Genomic DNA, 19331 nt, shown 5'->3' on the forward strand with positions numbered 1-19331 from the left:
CCGGATGGCTGCCGGACGGCAGGGCGCCGAAGCTCTGCCGATCGGCGCCGCCGGGGCGTGCGACGGGTCGCCCCGGCGCCCTATACAGGGCCCAGGCCCCCCACGTACGTACCGTCCCAAGGAGATCCCCTCCCCATGACGACCACAGCCACGTCCGGTCAGGCTCCCCCCACCGAGACCGACGGTCTGCCCCGGCCCGGGACCTTCGACGAGGTACCCGGCTGGTTCTACCGGACGGACCTCATCCTCTTCGACTGGTTCCTCAGCCGGCAGCGGGACCTGCGGCACCACGGCGACCTGCTGGAAATGGGCGCCTACATGGGCAAGAGCGCCGTGCTCATGGGGGCCTACCTGCAGGCGGGGGAGCGCTTCACCGTCTGCGACCTGTTCGACGACCCTGAAGCCGCACCCGACGAGGCCAACGAGCGCGAGATGCAGCGCTCCTACTCGACGCTCACCCGGCGCGCCTTCGAGGCCAACTACCTCTCCTTCCACGACGAGCTGCCGCGGATCGTGCAGGCGCCGACAGCCGTGGTGCCCGGCGAGGTGGCCGACGGAAGCTGCCGCTTCGTCCATGTGGACGCCTCGCATCTGTACGAGCACGTGCGCGGGGACATCGCGGCGGCGCGGGACGTCCTCGGCCCCGAGGGGATCGTCGTCCTCGACGACTACCGCTCCGACCACACCCCCGGCGTCGCCTGCGCCACCTGGCAGGCCGTGCTGGAGGGCGGACTGCGGCCGGTGTGCGTCTCCAGCCACAAGTTCTACGGCACCTGGGGCGACCCGCGCCCCTGGCAGGACGCGCTCCACGCCGAGCTGAAGGAGCGCGGCAAATGCTGGCTGCAGTGGCAGCAGGTCGCCGGGCAGCGGCTGCTGCTGGTGGGAGCGCGCAAGGCCGCAGCCCCGAGCCTCCCCGTCTCCCGGCACGCCCCGGCCCCGCGCCTCGCGCCCGGGAGGACCGCCCCCCGTGCCGCCGCAGCGCGCCGTCTGGCCGCCGACCTCCTCCCCCCACTGATGACCCGCGCCCTACGCCGCGCCCGCCGCTGAGAGGGGTCTCTCTTTCCTGCCGCAGGGGGTGGGGGTGCGGCAGGAAAGAGAGACAGGAGGGCTGATCAGTGCAGGGCTCGCGTGACCCGGTTGCGCAGCGTCTCATCCGTGATGGTGGCGACGTCACGCCAAGCTGCGGCGGTGACCTCCTCGCTCTGGAGCTCCCCGACCTCGGCCGAGGTACGGAAGAGGAACCGGAAGTCGAAGTGCTGGTGCTCGGGTTCGCCCTTGCCGTCGTTCGCTGGAATCCGATGTACGTCGACGTGCAGGGGGTCCGGCGCAGCCAAGACAACGGCAGATGCGGGAATGCCCGTCTCTTCGGTGAGCTCGCGCTGCGCCGTGTCGACAAGCCGGGCGTCGCCGCCCTCCACATGCCCGCCGGGCAGCAGCCAGCGGTCGAGGGCCAGATGCCTGAGGTGGAGTACGCGGTAGGCAGGGTCGACGAGGACTGCCCCGGCCGTGGCGTGTCCACGGAACTCCTTCCTCGAGGTGAGGTCGGCTCCGGCGTCGAGAAGGCTCAGCACAGGCGCGAGCTGCCCCTTCTCGGCAGGGTAGGCGGCGAGGTAGTCGTCAACGGTCTCGCGGATGTGCTCGGTCGTGATCGGCACGTTGCTCCTAGCGGTTGAAGTAGTCGAGCCACGTCGCTGCGATGGCGGCGCGGTCGGCCGGGCAGACCTCGTGCATGCCAGGGCTCATCTCCCCGCGGCTGAGGGCGGAGGAAGCAGCCAGGATCTCGGCTTGAACGAGGAAAATGAACGGTCCCACGCTGGCGCCGTGCAGGAAGTTGACGGCGTTGCCGTCATTGAGCAAGTAGAAGTAGTGGCCGGTCGTCAGGTATCGGGTGATGTACTCGCCGACCTGCGTACGTTCATAGACGTCCGTCAAGCCGTCGAGTCCGAGCTCGTCCTCGCTGCTTGTCACGGTCGCCACGTAGGCGCCGTTGCGCAGGCGCGGAAAGTCCTCGCAACGCAGCGACAGAGAGCCGGTAGCGCAGAGCACGAGGCCGGCGTCCTCAAGCCCGCTCGCGCGATCGCGGGCCACGGTGAAGCCCTGCGAGAGGGCCTGGGTACGGCGTACGGGGTCGATGTCATAGACGGTCACCCGTACGCCTTTCGCGTGCAGAAGACGGGCGATGGAGCTGCCGAGCTTGCCGAAGCCGATCACCAGCGCCGTGCGGCCGTGCAAGATGTCATTGCGGCTGCGCATCAGAGCCTCGGTGGAGAAGACGACCGACTGCCCGACCAGAAAGTCTTCGGGGTCCTTGAGTGGAGAGCGGGCCACGGAGACCACCGGGCAGGGCAATTTGTCGAGTTCGGCATACCGCTTGTGCCCGTTCTCGGTGTCCTCGACCACTCCCAGGATGCGCCCGGAGAAGCGGTCGCACAGCTCGCCGAGAGCCGGAGTGAAGTACCCGCCGACGTCGAGCAGTACGACCGGCCGACCGGCGGCATGCGCCTCGACGTACCGCACGGCGCGGTCCGTGTCGGAGAACGTCTCCCGGGTCAGCCTGTCGCAGGTGTACCCATCGCCCTCGACCTGACGCCGTGCCTCGGCATGTACGGATTTCGGCTTGGGCAGCACGGAACGCAGGTCGGTCACGCTCGCCACACCCCGCACGAACGCCGGACGCTCCGGCAGCAGGTGTGTGATCAGAAACGAGGCAGGACGCTGCTCGGAGCGAAAATGTGCGGCGATCCGGCTGAAGAAGGCGTCCAGACGGGCGCGTTCGAAGGCCTCCATCATCCGGTTCCTTCCAGCTCGCGCCTGAGCTTGAAGTTCAGCCATACGGACTTGCCCACGACGTGCTCGATGACGCCGCACTCGTCCGCGAGGGTCATCGCCAGGCGCAGCCCGCGACCAGTCTCCTCATCAGCGTCGGGGTCGCGGACCACAGGGAGCCCTTCGCCGCTGTCCCGGACCTCGAGCCGTACTAATGAGCCATCCACATCCAGCCGTACGGAGAACTCACGTCCTGGCGGCGCACCGTGAATCAGGGCGTTGGTGGCGAGCTCGGAGACGCACAGCCGTAGCTCGTCCTGTAAGTCGTCGAGGCCCCAGTCCGTAAGGGTCCGTGTGGTGAAGTCGCGAGCAGCACCGACGGAGGCGCGTCGTCGGGGAAATCGTTGTTGCTGTGACAAAGACACAGGTGGTCACCGCCCTCTCGCAGGTTCAACTCGACTGTATCGCTATTCGCGAAAGGCAGTAAGATAGCTGGAAGGTGGACACCGGTACTGAGTCGCTTACCGTGTAAAGCGGCAAGGTCGAGAGACCGTCGGCTAATGCGGGAGGACGCCGTGAGCGACAGCGTTTGGGTCAGTGCCTCAGCCACGTACCTGACGCCGCGCCAGGAGGGACGGCGCGACACGTGGCAGGCTCAGACGGCGGCCGAGGGGCGCCGGGGCAGCCAGCGGCTCGTCCATGCCGGAGTGGTGACGGCACCGGCCGACGTGGCGGAGCTGCTGGGGGTCTCCGAAGCACAGGAGGTCGTCGTGCGTCGAAGGATCATGTATCTCGACGGCCGGCCGTGCGAGTTGACCGACACCTACTACCCCGCCGAGATCGCCCGCGGAACCCGCCTTGCCGAGACGGCCAAGATCCCCGGTGGAGCCGTTTCGCTGCTCGCCGAGCTCGGGCACGAAGGTGTTCGGGCCCGCGAGGATGTCATCGCCCGGATGCCCGGCGAGGAAGAAAGGGAAGCGCTGCAGATCGCAGTTGGCGAGCCGGTTCTGCAGCTGACACGTGTGACGCTGGACCACGAGGATCGGCCGATCCAGGCCGACGTGATGGCGATGCCGTCCCAACGCCAGCGACTGCGATACGAACTCAGGATCGGATGACCGTGCCCAAGCCCGAACCGGACGCACTCGACCGCCGTTCGCTCCACGAGCGGATCGCCGCTGACCTGCGTGACGAAATCATGAGCGGGGACCTGGCTCCAGGTTCGAAGTTGCCCTCCACGGCGCAACTCAAGACCAGATTCACGGCCTCCAACGCGACCGTGCAAAAGGCGCTGCAGCTTCTCAAGGACGAACGTCTGGTGGTCGGGCGGCCCGGAGCTGCCGTCACCGTCCGCGAGCACCGGCAGCGGACCATACGGCCGGCCACCTACATGGCGCCGGCGCAGTCCGGAGAGCCCTACCGCTGGCTCACCGAGGCGGCGAAGCTCGGCGGGCAGGCGCGAAGCAAGCTACTGGAAGTGGGAGAGGCCACTCCCCCGGCGGATGTGCTCGCGGCACTCGAACTCCCCGAGGGCGGTACCGCACTCCTCCGCCGTCAAATGCTGCTGATCGATGACGAGCCGGTGGAACTGGTCAAGTCCTACTACCCGCTGGAGATCGCCCGCGGGACCGCGATGATGGAGCGCCGCAAGATCAAGGGCGGCACACCCACCCTCCTCGCCGAGCTCGGACATCCACCTCGGCTCAGCGCGGACCGGGTCTCCGCGCGAGTCCCCACGCAGGAGGAATACACCGCTCTCCAATTGCCCAGCAGCCTTCCCGTGCTGCGCACGCTGCGCGTCGTCTACAGCGATCAGAACCGCCCCATCGAGGCCACCGTCATGGCGAAGGCCGGCCATCTCTATGAGTTGCAGTACGAATTCACGTCCGGCTGACTGACTTTTCGAGGGAGGGGCTGCTGCAGGGGGGGGAGGGGCCTGGGGGCTGGTCGGCGCTCAGCAGAGGCGGCGTTCCGCGTCCATCGGGTTCGGGGGGAGGCGGAGGTGGGTGCGGGACCAGGCGCCGGTGAGGTTGGACCAGAAGCGGCCGGGGGTGAGCGGGGCGCGGACGGAGGCGAGCAGTTCGGGGACGGGGCCGCAGGTGAGGGCGTGCCGGGCGGCCGCGACATGGCGGGGGTCGACCCCGTCGGGGACCGGTGTGCCCGGTGCCGTCAGATCGGCGAGGACCCAGGCGCGGTCGAGCGGCTTCTCGTGCCCGGCCTTGGTGTGGGTGACCGGCTCGGTGTGGGCGCCCAGCGGGTTGCCGAGGCCGAGGAGGTCGACGACGTGCCCGTCCAGGGGGAGGGCTGCCCCGGCCAGGCCGAGCCGTGCCTCCGCCGCCGCCACCGGTGCCTCGACCCGTGGCGCCAGCCGTACCCGGGGGAACCCGGCGTCGCGGGGCAGCCGCAGCACCAGTGCGTGGGTGCCCTGCCGGACGGTGCGCCGGGTCACCTGGGTGAAGTCGCGGGGTGCCGCGAGGTGGTCCTGCTGGCTCACGGGGTGCTGTGCGCCCAATGCCTGCTGGTAGACGGTGTGGGAGTCGAAGATGATCCGCCCGTCGTCGGGGCTCTCCAGCGGTGGGCGCAGTGCGAGCAGGCAGACCAGACCCCAGATGCCCACCCCTGAGGCCAGGGCCGCCGCAGCGCGTGCGTACGGCAGCAGGAAGACCGGCAGCAGCACCAGGAAGAGTGCGGGCAGCACCATCCTGCCGTGCATGAAGTCGCCGCCGACCTTGACGACGAAGAGGGCCGACAGCAGCCCGGCCACCACGGGAGCCGCCACCAGGGCCGCGTCGGCTGTGCGCACCGGCCGCACGGGCCGGCCGGCGGTGCGCCGTACCCCCTCGCGCAGCCCGAAGGCGGCGAGGAGGCCGAGCGGCACCCACAGCGCGTACGGGACGAGGGTGTTGACCAGGTAGGTCCAGCCGTATTCCCACTGGGTGCCGGAGGCCTCCTTGGCGATGGCCGGGAGCGGTACGAGCACGCCGTAGTACCCGGCGCGGAAGATCTCGTAGCCGAGGGGGAGTGCGGCGGCCGCGCCCGCCCAGCCGAGCGTGGTGCGCAGCGGGGGCCGCCACATCAGCCAGAGGGCGGCCAGGAAGACGACGCTGACGAGGGCGAGGTCCGGTCTGACGAGCGGGCCCAGGCCGAGGGCGAACGCGGTGGCCGTGAGTGCCCGTCCGGGTGCGGGGGCCGTGAGCGCCTGCGCGGGCGTGGCGGCGCTGGAAGCGCGCGGCGGCGCGGCGGCCCGGTCGAGAGCCACGCGGGCCCGGACCAGCAGCCACCAGCAGCCGCCCAGATAGCCGAGGGAGAGCCCGGTCTCCAGTCCCGAGGTCGCGTAGTCCCAGGTCGCGCACAGCGGCAGCAGCACCAGCACGCCGACGGGCAGCAGGGCGCCGGCGGGACGGCGCAGGCGGATCATCCGGCGGGTGCCGTCCAGGGCGAGCACGAACCCCGCCACGGTGAACAGCAGTCCGAGGGCGACGGCGAGCCGGAGCGGGTCGTCCACTCCGGGGAGGGTGCTGCCGGCGGCGAGCAGCCACTGCCACAGCGTTCCGGTGGAGGTCTCGGCGCGTTCGCCGACGTTGTAGACGGGGCCGTTCCCGGCCAGGATCTGCCGAACGGTGCGGGTGTAGATCAGTGCGTCGTCGTTGGTCCAGCGGTGCCGGTACCCCATGACGAGGACCGTCGCGCCGCAGGCGGCGACAGCGAGCGCGTTCCAGCGCTGGGCCAGCGTGCCGGGCAGGCCGAAGGCCCGCGGCCCCTCGGCAGGCCGGGGGACGGGGATCTCATCGGAGCTGGACATGGGGCCACCTTCCCTCCGGCTCCGCCGGGCCCCTCGGGTGCGGCGCGCCGCCGGGTGGCCGCTCACCCGGCTGGCGGAGCGCCGGAGTCGGGAGAGGGGCACGGCGGGGCACTGATGACCGGAGCGGAACGCGAATGAAGGCGCAAGAACACGAAGGAACCGGAGAGCACCGGACCGGAACCGGAGCAGAAAGCGAGCCCTTATGCCTGCCCCCGACGCCACCCCGTCCCCGACCCCGGCCACCCCGAACCCGGCCACCCCCGCCCCGCCGACCCCGACTCCGGCCACTCCGACCCCCACCCCTGCCTCCTCCTTCCGTCCCCCGCACCACACACGTGGCGGCTTCCGGGCGATGCCCGGGGCGCAGGTGTCCGAGGAGGCCGTCGTCGGTGACGGCAGCACCGTGTGGGAGCTGGCGCAGGTGCGCGAGGGTGCCCGGCTCGGTGCGGAGTGTGTGGTGGGCCGCAGCGCCTACATCGGTGCGGGCGTGAGGATCGGGGCGCGCTGCAAGCTGCAGAACCACGCCCTCGTCTACGAGCCCGCGGTGCTGGGTGACGGTGTCTTCGTGGGGCCGGCCGTCGTACTGACCAACGACCGGGCGCCGCGCGCCGTGGAGCCGGACGGTGCGCTCAAGCGGGCGGGGGACTGGGACCCGGTGGGGGTCACGGTCGCCGACGGAGCGTCGCTCGGCGCGCGGTCGGTGTGTGTGGCGCCGGTGCGGATCGGCCGGTGGGCGATGGTGGCGGCCGGGGCCGTGGTGACGGCCGATGTGCCCGACTTCGGGCTGGTCGTGGGGGTGCCGGCGCGCCGTGTCGGCTGGGTGGGGCGGTCGGGGGTGCGGCTGCGTCCGGTGCCGGGGCGTGCCGGGGAGTGGGAGTGCCCGAGGACGGGCGAGCGGTACCGGGAGGAGGGCGCTTCCGATGCCGCCGCGTCCCCCGACGCCGTCACGCTCCGCGAGATGACGCCTGTGGAGTGACGCTGTGTAGAGAATCGCGGGCCTTGCTCCAGGGAGTTCGTAGGCAATACGGGTGATTTGTAGGTAAATCGTGCAAGAGGGTGGCCGAATCCGGGACCACATAGGGGTGAATCTGCCGGGGGAACCGGAGGGCACATCCCGATGCAAGGGCTGCGAAAAGACATGATTCCGGCTGCCAAACCCGTGATCGGGGACGACGAGGTGGCCGCCGCCGTGCGGGTGCTGCGTGACGGCCGCGTGGTGCAGGGTCCCGAAGTGGCCGCGTTCGAGGAGGAGTTCGGCGAACTGGTCGAGGGACGACCATGCGTCGCCGTGAACTCGGGCACCTCCGCGCTGCACCTGGCGCTGCTCGCGCTCGGCATCGGCCCTGGCGACGAGGTGGTCGTCCCCTCCTTCTCGTTCGCCGCGACGGCCAACGCGGTGCGGCTGGCCGGGGCCGAGCCGGTCTTCGCCGAGATCGATCCGGAGACCTTCTGCCTCGATCCGGACGCGGCGGCCGAGGCCGTCGGGCCGCGCACGGCAGCGCTGATGCCCGTGCACCTGTACGGGCATCCGGCGCCGATGGGCCGGCTGACCCAGCTCGCGCAGCGGCACGGGCTGGCCGTCGTCGAGGACGCCTGCCAGGCGCACTCGGCCGCGCTGCACGGACACCCGGTTGGCGCCTTCGGGGACGCGGCGTGCTTCAGCTTCTACCCGACCAAGAACATGCACACCCTGGAGGGCGGCATGGTCGTCGTGCCCGACGGGGCACGCGCCCGCACCCTGCGCCTGCTGCGCAACCAGGGCATGGAGCAGCGGTACGAGAACGAGCTCGTCGGCGCCAATATGCGGATGACGGACGTGGCGGCCGCCATCGGCCGGGTGCAGCTCGAACGGCTGCCGGAGTGGACCCAGCAGCGCCGCACCAACGCCAAGGCCCTCGACGCGGGCCTGACCGGCGGGCTGATCACCCCGCAGGTGGCCGACGGCGCCCGGCACGTCTACCACCAGTACACCGTGCGGGTGCCGGGCGGCGCCGCCGTACGGGACGCGGTGCAGCGCGAGCTGCAGGCGGCCGGTGTGGGCTGCGCGGTCTACTACCCGACGCCGATCCACCGGCTGAAGCCCTACGCGCATCTGGGCGCCGAGCTGCCGGTCACCGACCAGGCCGCTGCCGAGGTGCTCTCCCTCCCCGTACACCCCTCGCTCACCCCGGGCGACCTGGATCAGATCGTGGCGGCCGCCAACAGCGCGGCGAGCAAGGCGGGAGTGACCAGATGACACCTACCCGAGAGACGACCGCGGGTACCGCGGCCACCGCACCGATAGCCCCCGTGGCCAACGCGGCCACCGCACCCATAGCCCCCACGGCCAACGCGCCCAAGACCGCCGACCCCCCGTCGGCGGCGACGGCGTACGGCCCCGAGGCGGGCGCGGCCGCGTCCGCGCCGGGCGGACAGCCCGCCGAGCACCACGGCCGGCACAGGCGGCTGCGCGCCGGTCTGATCGGCCTCGGCGCGATGGGCCGCAACCACGCGCGCATCCTCGCCTCGCTCGACGGCGTGGAGTTCGTCGGCGCGGTCGACCCGGCGGGCGACCCGCACGGCTGTGTGCCCGCCGTGCTGGGCGTGCCCGTGCTGCCCGAGGTGGCCGATCTGCTGGCGCTCGGCGTCGACTACGCGGTCCTCGCCTGTCCGACGGCGCTGCACGAGGAAATCGGACTGCAGCTCGCGGCACACGGGGTGTGCGCGTTGATCGAGAAGCCGCTGGCGCACACCCCGCAGGCGGCGCGGCGGCTGGTGCGGGCTTTCGAGGAGCGCGGGCTGGTCGCGGGGGTCGGTCATGTGGAGCGGTTCAACCCGGCGCTCCAGCAGCTGCGCGCCCGGCTGGAGGCCGGCGAGCTGGGGGAGGTCTTCCAGGTGGTCACCCGCCGCCAGGGGCCCTTCCCGCACCGCATAGCCGACGTCGGCGTGGTCAAGGACCTGGCCACCCACGACATAGATCTCACCAGCTGGATCACCGGGCAGCCCTACGCCTCGCTGTCGGCGCGCACCGTCTCCAAGAGCGGCCGGGAGCACGAGGACATGGTCGCCGTCGTCGGCTCGCTCACCGACGGCACGATGGTCAGCCACCTGGTCAACTGGCTCAGCCCGCTCAAGGAGCGCTTCACCGCCGTCACCGGGGAGCGCGGCTGCTTCGTCGCCGACACCCTCACCGCCGATCTGACCTTCCACGCCAACGGCGCGGTGGCCACCGAGTGGGAGGCCCTGCGCGCCTTCCGCGGCGTGGCCGAGGGCGACACCGTCCGGTACGCCTTCCCCAAGCGCGAGCCGCTGGTCGTCGAGCACGAGCGGTTCCGCGACGCGGTACGGGAGGGCACGGGCGAGGGCAGCGGCATCGTCACGGCCCGCGAGGGGCTGCGGACGGTGGAGGTCTCGGCCGCGGTGCTGGAGGCGGCCCACGTGGCGGCCCCGCCGCGAGCTCCCGCGGAAGCGATGGCGCGCGTGGGACCTCTGGAGACCGCCGAACGCCTGGAACCGGCGGAACCCATGGAACCGGCGGCCGTGGAGCCCGTGCCGCCACTGGAGGTCTCCACCTCCCTGCCCTCCACCCCGGCGTCGGGCGGCGTCACGGCGGCGCCCGGACGCGACTCGTCGGCACCCACCATCGCGGAGCACACAGCATGAAGCAGACGCACCGCATCATCCGGCGCCGGACGGCGCGCGGCAGCGTGGCGCGCGCCGGCAACACCGTCGAGGCCCCCGGCGCGGCCGAGGGACGTATGGGCGAGAGCAGCGCCCGCAAGGGCGAGGAGCGCCCCCGGGGGCGGCCGCGGCTGGCGGTCGTCGTCGGCAACACCATCGCGGGCGACTCCCGGGTGCAGAAGACCGCGATCGCCGCGGCGAGGGCGGGCTGGGACGTGACGCTGGTGGGCCGCAGCCCCTCCAAGCGGCGCGAGGAGTCGGTGCTCGGCCCGGTACGCGTCATCAAGGTGCCCGTCTCCGCGGATATGCGGGCCGTGGTCGCCGCCGCGCGCCGCCGGCCCCAGCTGCGCAGCCGCGTCACCCAGTTCGGGCTGCCCGACGACTCCGCGTGGGTCCGGGCGCGCGCCGCGCACGCCGCCTGGGTGCGCGAGCAGACGGCGCGCGTGGGCTGGCTCAGCGCCCCCTCGCGCTGCCGGCCCGCACCCTGGGGACTGCGCACCCCGGAGGCGCGGCCCGCCGCACTGGCCCGGCAGCTCGCCCGGGAGGCGCTCAAAGGCTGGGTCCGGGCGCGCAGGTACGCGCACAAGGGCCGGGGGCGCGTCTACCGGTGGGAGCGCCGCCGGGCCGCGGGACAGCCGCAGCCGACCGGTGACTGGCGCGTCGACTGGCCCGAACTGCTCGACATCGACCTGGCGTTCGGACCGGTCATCGAGGAGATCGAGCCGGATGTCATCCACGCCAACGACCATCTGATGATCGCCGTCGGTGCGCGCAGCGCCGCCCGGCTGCGCGCCCGCGGCCGTCCCACGCGCTGGCTCTACGACGCGCACGAGTACATCCGCGGCGTCGAGTGGCCGGACGCCGTACGGGCCAGCGCCTTCCCCGGGGTGGAGGAGGAGTTCATCGGCAAGGCCGACGCGGTGGTCACCGTCTCCCAGGAGCTGGCGGGCATCCTGCGCGAGGCGTACGCGCTGCCGGCCGATCCGTTGGTCGTCGCCAACGCGCCGGTGCGCGAGACGGTCAGCGCGGGTACCGACGAGTGCGTCTCCGTACGCGACGCCTGCGGGCTGAGCCCCGATGTGCCGCTGCTCGTCTACGCCGGGTGGATCGGACCTGAACGCGGCCTGGACACCGCCGTCGAGGGCCTGGCCGAGCTGCCGCACGCCCACCTGGCACTGGTCGCCGGGAAGCAGAACGCCACCCTCCAGGGGCTGCTCGCCCGCGCCGAGGAGCTGGGTGTGCGCCAGCGGGTGCACGTGGTGCCCTACGTACGGCAGGAACAGGTGCCCGACTACCTCTCGTCGGCCGACCTGGGACTGATCTGCTTCCGGCACGTGCCCAACTGCGAGATCTCGCTGCCCACCAAGGCGGCCGAGTATCTGCACGCCGGGCTGCCGATGGTCACCAGCGGAGTGCGCACACTGCGCAACTTCGTCGAACGCACCGGAGTCGGCGAGGTCTTCGTCACCGAGGACGTCCCCTCCTTCGTCGCCGCCGTGCAGCGCGGCCTCGCAAAGCGCGGCACCCTGGCGGCACGGATCACCGAGCCGCTGCTGCAGGAGCTGTCCTGGGAGCAGCAGTCGGCCGGACTGCTGAACCTCTACGAGCAGCTCGCGGGACCCGCGGCAGCCGCCCGGCTCGCACCCCGCAGCGTGCCCTGGTCGGCGTCCGAACAGCCCGGCCTCGGCGCCGCACGGGCGCACGCCCAGGAACCGGCAGCGCCCGGCGGGACGCCGGCCGGCTGGCGGTCGCTCGGCAGCACCCCGGTACGGCTGGGCATGGGCTGCGCCAACTCGGCGGGACAGCTCGCCGGATTCGCCCGGGCCCTGTGCGAGCGGCGCCAGGACCTGTCGGCCGAGGTCGTGATGCACACCCACGACCAGAGCGTCATCTACCCGGCCGACATCTACGCCATCGGGGAGCGCACCGGCGACCTGGGCTTCCAGCTCGACCGCGCCCGCCGCGTACTGGGCTCCTACACCCACTACCTCGCCGACTCCTTCACCCCGGCGCTGGGCAGGCTCAACGGCGGCCACATCCAGGACGACCTGCCCTCCCTCTCGGCGGCCGGGATCAAGGTGGCGCTGCTCGCACACGGCAGCGACGTGCGCGACCCGCAGCGGCACATGAGCCGCTACGAGCACTCCCTCTTCCACGCAGCGGACGAGCAGATCCTCAGGGCGCTGGCCAAGAAGAGCGCCCGCAACCGGCGGATGGCGGCGCAGAGCGGGCTGCCCCAGTTCGTGACCACCCCCGACCTGCTGGAGGAGCTGCCGGGGGCCCGCTGGGCGCCGCTGGTGGTGGACGTCGAAGGGTGGGCGAGCGAACGGCCCGCGATGGAGCGGGCCCGCCCGGTGGTGGTGCACGCGCCCTCGAAACGCTGGACGAAGGGCACCGAGCGGGTGGTGCCGGTACTGGAGGAGATGGACCGGCGCGGACTGATCGAGTTCCGCATGGTGACGGGGGTGCCCTGGACCGAGGTGCGGGAGCTGGTCAAGGAGGCGGACATCGTCGTCGACCAGTTCGCGGTCGGCACCTACGGCACCTTCGCCTGCGAGGGGATGGCGGCCGGCCGGCCCGTCATCGCCTTCCTGGACGAGCGGCTGCACCGGTCGGTGGGCATCCGCCCGCCCATCGTCAACGCCACCCCGGGCACGCTGCGCGGCGCCCTCGAGTCGCTCCTGGAGGACCGGGACTTCGCGATGCGGACGGCTCAGGAGTCCGCCGAGTACGTCCGTACCTACCACGACGGCAGCTACACGGCCGACGTGCTGGACGGGTTCCTCCGCTAGCGCCTGGGACATCGGTGGCCGGACAACAGAGAGGGAAGCCCGTGGAGTTCGACAGGGACCAACCGATACGGGATCAGCCGACGCGGGATCGGCCGACGCGGGGCCGGATCGTGATGCTGGTGTGCAACGGGGTGGTCGGGGACTCCCGGGTGCAGAAGGTGGCCCGGTCGGCATCCGAGGCGGGGTGGGAGGTGACGCTGCTGGGCCGGTCGCCGGACGGGCGGCCCGCCTCCTGGCGGGTCGGTGAGGCCCAGGTGCGGCTGCTGCCCGTGCCCACGCCGCTCGCCCAGCCGCCGCGCGCCCTCCGCCGTCCGCTGCTGACCCGGCCGCTGGCCTACCGGCCGGGCACCGCCGCCTACCGCGTACAGCGCGTCAAGGCGTGGCGGGACGAATTGCGCACCCGTCGGGCCGCGTTCGCCCTCCAGGCGGCCACAACCCCCCGCACCGGCGCCGTACGGCTCGCCCTGCCGAGGGCCGCGGCGCGGTTCGCGCAGCGCTGGGTCGCCTTCCGCAAGCGGCAGCTCGACCGGGGGCAGGCGCTGCGCGGCACCGGCACCCCGGTCAACCGTGCGGCCGTGGCTTTCTGGCAGCGCGTCCTCAAGGAGCGCTGCTGGCGCAGGCTGTGGCCGAGCCTCTACGACTTCGAGCTGGCATACGGCCGCGTGGTGGACGAGCTGCGGCCCGACATCATCCACGCGCACGACTTCCGGATGCTCGGCGTCGGGGCGCGCGCCAAGATCCGCGCGATGGCCCAGGGGCGGCCGGTGAAGCTGGTGTGGGACGCGCACGAGTACCTGCCCGGCGTCCGGCCCTGGCAGAACGATGTCCGCTGGCTGCCGGCGCATCTGGCGCACGAGCGCGAGTACGTGCCGTACGCGGACGCCGCCGTGACCGTCTCGTCCACTCTGGCGGCACTGCTGCGCCGCACCCACGGGCTGGCCGAGGAGCCGGCCGTCGTACTGAACGCGCCGGAGGCCCGCACCACACGCGGCGGCGCCGACAGGGGCGTACCGAGCCTGCGTGCCCTGTGCGGCATCGACGCCGGCACCCCACTGGTCGTCTACAGCGGTGCCGCCGCACCGCAGCGCGGCCTGGCCACGATGGTGGAGGCCCTGCCGAAGCTGCCCGGTGTGCACACCGCGCTGATCGTGCCCAGGCCCGCCGCGGGCTATCTGGGCGAGCTGCGCGCACGGGCGGCGGAACTCGGGGTCGCCGACCGGCTGCATGTGCTGCCGTATGTGCCCTACGACCAGGTGGTCCCCTTCCTCGCGGAGGCGGACGCGGGCGCCATCCCGCTGCACCACTGGACGAACCACGAGATCGCGCTGATCACCAAGTTCTTCGAGTACGCGCACGCCCGGCTGCCACTGGTGGTCAGCGATGTCGAGACGATGGCGGCGACCGTCCTGGAGACCGGCCAGGGCCAGGTCTTCCGGGCCGAGGACACCGCCGGTTACGTACGCGCCCTACGGGCGGTGCTGGACGACCCCGAGCGCTACCGCGCGGCCTACGAACGCCCCGGGCTGCTGGAGCGCTGGACCTGGGAGACACAGGCGGCCGCGCTCGACCGGATCTACCGGGAGCTGTCACAGGCGGCGGCGCAGGAGCGAACGGACCATCACGACAAGCCAGGAGCAGCAGTAGAAGGAGACGGGAATGCGGATCTGTGTGGTGGCGCTCGGGAAGATCGGCCTGCCGCTGGCCGTCCAGTTCGCGGCCAAGGGACACCTCGTGACGGGCGCGGACACCGACGCGCGCGTGGTCGCGAGCGTCAACGCCGGGCAGGCGCCGTTCCCCGGTGAGGCGGGGCTGGAGGAACGGCTGGCCGAGTCGGTGGAGGCCGGGCGGCTGTCGGCGACGACGGACACCACCGACGCCGTCTCCGGCGCGGAGGCCGTCGTGGTGGTCGTACCGCTGTTCGTCGACGAGCGCGGCACCCCGGACTTCCGTGCGATGGACGCCGCGACCCGCGCCGTGGCCGCCGGGCTGCGCGGCGGCGCCCTCGTCAGCTACGAGACGACCCTGCCGGTCGGCACCACCCGCGACCGCTTCGCACCGATGCTGGCCGAGGGCTCGGGGCTGCTGCCCGAACGCGACTTCTCCCTGGTCTTCTCGCCCGAGCGGGTCTTCACCGGGCGGGTCTTCACCGATCTGCGCCGCTACCCCAAGCTGGTCGGCGGCATCGGCCCGCACTCGTCCAAGGACGGGGTGCGCTTCTACGAGTCCGTACTCGACTTCGACGTACGCGAGGAGCTGCCGAAGCCCAACGGGGTGTGGGACCTCGGCTCCGCCGAGGCCGCCGAGCTGGCGAAGCTGGCCGAGACCACCTACCGGGACGTCAACATCGCGCTCGCCAACCAGTTCGCCCGGTTCGCCGACCGGTCGGGCGTCGACATCGAGGCCGTGATCGACGCCTGCAACACCCAGCCCTACAGCCATATCCACCGCCCCGGCATCGCGGTGGGCGGCCACTGCATCCCGGTCTACCCGCGGATGTACCTGTGGAACGACCCCGGAGCCGACGTCGTACGCGCCGCGCGGCAGACCAACGAGGCCATGCCCGAGCACGCCGTCGACCTCCTCGCCGACGCCTACGGCGACCTGAAGGGCGCCGAGGTCCTGGTGCTGGGCGCCGCCTACCGGGGCGGGGTGAAGGAGACCGCGTTCTCCGGCGTCTTCCCCACGGTCCGGGCGCTGCGCGAGCGCGGGGCGCGGCCGTACGTCTCCGACCCGCTGTTCGAGCCGCACGAGCTGGCCGACATGGGGCTGCGCCCGCACACCGGGCAGCCGGTCACCGCCGCCGTCGTGCACACCGACCACGCCGCCTACCGCGAGCTGTCCGCCGACCAGCTGCCCGGCGTACGGGTACTGGTCGACGGCCGCCGCGTCACCGACCCGGCACTGTGGGCCGGGGTACGGCGGGTGGTCATCGGGGACGGCGCGGGACGAGGAGTGGTGCGCGCATGAGCACCGCACCGGGCGCCCCCACCGGGCGCCCTCCCACCCCTGACGTCAGCGTCGTGGTCGCCGTCCACAACACCATGCCCTACCTCACCCGCTGTCTGTCCTCCCTGGTCGAGCAGACCATCGGGCAGCGGCGGATGGAGGTGATCGTCGTCGACGACGGCTCCACGGACGGCGGCGCCGAGGAGATCGAACGCTTCGCCGCGCTCCACCCCGGCCTGTTCACCACCCTGCGGCAGCCCAACTCGGGCGGTCCCGCGGCCCCCAGCAACCGGGGTCTGGAGCAGGCCGGCGGACGCCATGTCTTCTTCCTCGGCGCCGACGACCACCTGTCGCCCGAGGCGCTGGAGCGCATGGTGACCATGGCCGACAACTGCCGCTCCGACGTGCTGCTGTGCAAAATGGTGCCGATCGGCGAACGTACGGTCCCCACCGGGGTGTTCAGCCGCACCGCGCCCGCCATCCGGCTGGTCGGGGACGGGCTGCCGTGGGCGCTGTCCAACACCAAACTGTTCCGCCGCTCCCTGATCGAGGAGCACGGCATCCGCTACGACGAGTCCATGCCCGCCTTCAGCGACCAGCCGTTCGTCCTGGAGGCGTGCGTACGCGCTTCGCGGATCTCCGTACTGGCCGACAAACCGCACTACTTCGCCGTCCGCCGCGCCGACTCCGGCAACATCACCTTCCGGGCCGACCCCCGGGTGCGGCTCCGCTGCACGGAGCGCCTCTTCGAGGCGACCTGCCGCCACTTCGCGCCGGGCCCGCTGCGGGACGCCTTCCACAAGCGGCACTTCCACGTCGAGCTGTTCCAGCTCTTCGGCGCGGACTTCCCCGCCCTCCCCGAGGCCGCCCGGGAGACCGTGTGCACCGGCGCAGCCCGACTGATCGGCGCCCACGGCGACGGCGTACTCGAACGCCTCGATCCCCGCCGCCGCCGCACCCTGGAACTCGCCTGGCGCGGCGATGTCCCCGCCCTGCTCGCGGACATCGCCCACGATCCGCTGCGCACGCCGCCACCCCCGAGAGTCGGCCGCTTCCCCGCGGTACGCCGCCTGATGACGGCCATGCTGAGCTGAGGCCGGGCCTCCGGGCGGCATCCAGCGGTGGCGACGGCAGCGGCGACGTTCACCGTGTTCCGAGGTCGTAGGCCGTGCGGTCGGCGACGGCCTGGAGCTTGTCCGGGTTGGCCACGTTGTGGACGGCGGTGATACGGCCGTCGGCGTCGAAGTCGAAGGTGACGGTGGCGATCACGCGTCCCGGCGCGCTGAACAGGATGCCAGGGCCACCGTTGATCTCCACCAGCTCGGCCTTCATAGCGGCAGGCTCGACGCCCTGGTAGGTGACGGTCCCGATGGCCGCGAACCAGGCAGCCACCGTCTCCGCTCCCACCACCGGGCGCAGGGCCTGGCGGACCTTGCCGCCGCCGTCGGTCCACAGGGTGACGTCCGGGGAGAGCAGTTCCATCAGCGCGTTGACGTCCCCGCCCGTCGCGGCGGCGAAGAACCGCTCGGTGGCCTCGCGCTGCCTCGACCGGTCGGCGGCGAAGCGCGGCCGCCGGGCCCGCACGTGCTCGCGGGCCCGGTGCGCGGCCTGCCGCACGGCGGCCTCGGAACGCTCCACCGCCTCGGCGATCTCGGCGTGGCTGAAGGCGAAGACCTCCCTCAGCACGAAGACCGCGCGCTCCAGCGGGCTGAGCGTCTCCAGCACCACCAGCATGGCCATCGACACCGACTCGGCGTCCATGACGACCTCGGAGGCGTCCCCGCCGGTCAGGACGGGCTCCGGCAGCCACGGCCCCACATACGTCTCCCGCTTGTGACGGGTGGAGCGCAGCCGTTCCAGCGCCAGGTTCGAGACGATCCGCGTCAGGTACGCCTTGGGGTCGGCCACCTGCGAACGGTCCGCGGCGGACCACTTGAGCCACGCGTCCTGGACCGCGTCCTCGGCGTCGGCCGCACTGCCGAGGAGCCGGTAGGCCACGGAGAACAGCAGCCGCCGGTGCTCGTGGAAGACCTGCTGGCCGGGGGCGGACAGGCCGGTCACTTGGCCCCCCGGACGCGGGTGAAGCGGCCCCCGCGGGGCCAGAACGCGCCCGAGGCGGGCATCTTCTTCATACGGCCGTACGTCGGCCAGGGCGAGGCGGTCACCGTCTCCTTGTACCGTACGGCCGCACGACCGGTGAGGCAGAACCGGCGCGGACTGTCGTCGGGCCGCGTGAACTGCACCACGGCATCGCCGCGTCCCAGGCTCACCGGCGTGTGGTAGTAACCGAAGCGGAACGGCTTGGGCCGCTTGCCCTTGAGCACGCGGTCGATCGAGAGCGCGGCATGCACTCCGGTGGGCATGCCGCCCTGGCAGGTACCGTGCATGACGCCGTAGCCCTGGCGAATCGCGGCCGCATCGCCGATCGCGTACACCTCGGGGTGGGACACCGAGCGCAGCGCGGCGTCGGTGACGATACGTCCGCGCTCGTCTACGGCGAGCCCGGCGCGGGCCGCCAGCGGCGAGACCCGTGTGCCGCTCGTCCACAGGACCGCGTCGGCGGCGATGCTCTCCCCGCCCGCCAGTTCCACGGCGTCGGGCAGCACCTTCACCACGTCGGCGCCGACGCGCACCCGGACGCCCAACCGGTCCAGCGCGGCGCGCACATGGGTCTTGGCCTTCGGGTTCATGGTCGCACCGGGCTCCTGCCGGCCCAGCAGTACGACGTGCAGCTCCGGGTGCCGCTCGGCGATCTCCGCGGCCGACTCGACGCCGGTCAGCCCGCTGCCGGCGACCACCACCGTGCCGCTGCGGCTGCGGCTGCGGCTGCGGCTGCGGCTGCGGCTGCGGCTGCGGCTGCCGAGCCGTGCCAGCCGGTCGGCCAGCAGTTCGGCGTCCTGGGCGCTGCTCAAGGTGTACGCGTGGTCCTCGACCCCCGGCACCGCCGAGGTGTCGGCGACACCGCCCAGCCCGTACACCAGCGTGTCGTAGTACAGCACCCGTTCGTCGTCGATCCGCACGGTTCTCGCGTCCGCGTCCACGGCCGTCACCCAGCCGCGAACGAACCGCGCACCGGTGCCCTCCAGCAGCTCCGGGACGCTCAGCTCCGCGAGCTGTTGGCCGGTCGCCGTCATGTGCAGCCGCATGCGCTCGGTGAACCGCTCCTGCGCGTTCACGACGGTCACCCGCACCCCTTCGCGCCGCTTCACTCGGCCGGCGAGCTGGACGGCTGCCGCCATGCCTGCGTATCCCGCCCCCAGGATCACCACGCGGTGCGCGGCCTCCGTGCTGGTCTTGTGCCGTGCGCTCATCGTCACGTCCTCCTCGGCTCGCCTGCTGATGCCCACCAGATGGGAGCGGGCAGC

The 19331-nt window shown here is 72.3% G+C and carries 16 protein-coding genes; 10 read left to right on the forward strand and 6 right to left on the reverse strand.

The features are described 5' to 3' along the window. Window positions 1-135: 135 nt before the first annotated feature. Window positions 136-1047 carry a class I SAM-dependent methyltransferase gene (locus HC362_RS20470; RefSeq protein WP_243085478.1) on the forward strand — a complete coding sequence of 304 codons (912 nt, stop codon included), beginning with the start codon at window positions 136-138 and terminating at the stop codon, window positions 1045-1047. 65 nt (window positions 1048-1112) lie between these two features. On the opposite strand, the gene HC362_RS20475 is transcribed toward HC362_RS20470, so the two are convergent. From HC362_RS20475 to HC362_RS20485, 3 genes are read right to left on the reverse strand one after another with little or no spacing between them, the layout of a single operon-like run. Continuing rightward, entirely contained in the window at window positions 1113-1655 is a 543-nt protein-coding gene (locus HC362_RS20475) for an NUDIX domain-containing protein (protein WP_243085479.1), read from the reverse strand. 7 nt (window positions 1656-1662) lie between these two features. Continuing rightward, window positions 1663-2787 carry an adenosylhomocysteinase gene (locus tag HC362_RS20480; protein ID WP_243088725.1) on the reverse strand — a complete coding sequence of 375 codons (1125 nt, stop codon included), beginning with the start codon at window positions 2785-2787 and terminating at the stop codon, window positions 1663-1665. Continuing rightward, window positions 2787-3191, reverse strand: coding sequence for an ATP-binding protein (locus HC362_RS20485; RefSeq protein WP_243085480.1), 405 nt, complete (start codon window positions 3189-3191; stop codon window positions 2787-2789). Before HC362_RS20485 ends, HC362_RS20480 begins: the two co-directional genes overlap by 1 nt. A 150-nt stretch (window positions 3192-3341) precedes the next feature. Here HC362_RS20485 and HC362_RS20490 point away from each other — a divergent pair, with 150 nt between their 5' ends. Together HC362_RS20490 and HC362_RS20495 are read left to right on the forward strand one after the other, a co-directional pair. Continuing rightward, the gene (locus HC362_RS20490) at window positions 3342-3884 is read left to right on the forward strand and encodes a UTRA domain-containing protein (protein WP_243085481.1); all 543 of its coding nucleotides are present in this window, start codon (window positions 3342-3344) and stop codon (window positions 3882-3884) included. Beyond that, a complete protein-coding gene (locus HC362_RS20495; protein ID WP_243085482.1) occupies window positions 3881-4660 on the forward strand; it encodes a GntR family transcriptional regulator in 780 nt (259 codons plus the stop codon). The genes HC362_RS20490 and HC362_RS20495 overlap by 4 nt, the downstream gene beginning before the upstream one ends. Window positions 4661-4720: 60 nt before the next feature. Here the strand turns inward: HC362_RS20495 and HC362_RS20500 are convergent, their stop codons facing one another. Continuing rightward, the gene (locus HC362_RS20500) at window positions 4721-6568 is read right to left on the reverse strand and encodes a hypothetical protein (RefSeq protein WP_243085483.1); all 1848 of its coding nucleotides are present in this window, start codon (window positions 6566-6568) and stop codon (window positions 4721-4723) included. 352 nt (window positions 6569-6920) lie between these two features. Here HC362_RS20500 and HC362_RS20505 point away from each other — a divergent pair, with 352 nt between their 5' ends. From HC362_RS20505 to HC362_RS20535, 7 genes are all read left to right on the forward strand, one after another. Beyond that, a complete protein-coding gene (locus HC362_RS20505) occupies window positions 6921-7544 on the forward strand; it encodes an acyltransferase (RefSeq protein WP_243088726.1) in 624 nt (207 codons plus the stop codon). A gap of 162 nt (window positions 7545-7706) precedes the next feature. Continuing rightward, window positions 7707-8804, forward strand: a complete 1098-nt coding sequence (locus tag HC362_RS20510) for a DegT/DnrJ/EryC1/StrS family aminotransferase (protein WP_243085484.1) — start codon at window positions 7707-7709, stop codon at window positions 8802-8804. A 209-nt stretch (window positions 8805-9013) separates the two neighbouring features. Then, on the forward strand, window positions 9014-10210 hold the full coding sequence (locus HC362_RS20515) for a Gfo/Idh/MocA family oxidoreductase (RefSeq protein WP_279240182.1): 1197 nt from the start codon (window positions 9014-9016) through the stop codon (window positions 10208-10210). Next, the gene (locus HC362_RS20520) at window positions 10207-13020 is read left to right on the forward strand and encodes a glycosyltransferase (protein ID WP_243085485.1); all 2814 of its coding nucleotides are present in this window, start codon (window positions 10207-10209) and stop codon (window positions 13018-13020) included. Before HC362_RS20515 ends, HC362_RS20520 begins: the two co-directional genes overlap by 4 nt. Window positions 13021-13133: 113 nt before the next feature. Continuing rightward, on the forward strand, window positions 13134-14822 hold the full coding sequence (locus HC362_RS20525) for a glycosyltransferase family 4 protein (protein WP_243088728.1): 1689 nt from the start codon (window positions 13134-13136) through the stop codon (window positions 14820-14822). Beyond that, window positions 14719-15987 carry a nucleotide sugar dehydrogenase gene (locus HC362_RS20530; RefSeq protein WP_243088729.1) on the forward strand — a complete coding sequence of 423 codons (1269 nt, stop codon included), beginning with the start codon at window positions 14719-14721 and terminating at the stop codon, window positions 15985-15987. Before HC362_RS20525 ends, HC362_RS20530 begins: the two co-directional genes overlap by 104 nt. Beyond that, window positions 15984-17060 carry a glycosyltransferase gene (locus tag HC362_RS20535; protein WP_243085486.1) on the forward strand — a complete coding sequence of 359 codons (1077 nt, stop codon included), beginning with the start codon at window positions 15984-15986 and terminating at the stop codon, window positions 17058-17060. The genes HC362_RS20530 and HC362_RS20535 overlap by 4 nt, the downstream gene beginning before the upstream one ends. Before the next feature lie 49 nt (window positions 17061-17109). Here HC362_RS20535 and HC362_RS20540 read toward each other — a convergent pair whose 3' ends face one another. Beyond that, entirely contained in the window at window positions 17110-18027 is a 918-nt protein-coding gene (locus tag HC362_RS20540) for an RNA polymerase sigma-70 factor (protein WP_243085487.1), read from the reverse strand. After that, window positions 18024-19277, reverse strand: a complete 1254-nt coding sequence (locus HC362_RS20545) for an FAD-dependent oxidoreductase (protein ID WP_243085488.1) — start codon at window positions 19275-19277, stop codon at window positions 18024-18026. Before HC362_RS20545 ends, HC362_RS20540 begins: the two co-directional genes overlap by 4 nt. Between the last annotated feature and the right edge of the window lie 54 nt (window positions 19278-19331).

This window comes from Streptomyces sp. 891-h (genome assembly GCF_022760275.1).
In the GTDB taxonomy this organism is placed as follows: domain Bacteria; phylum Actinomycetota; class Actinomycetes; order Streptomycetales; family Streptomycetaceae; genus Streptomyces; species Streptomyces spirodelae.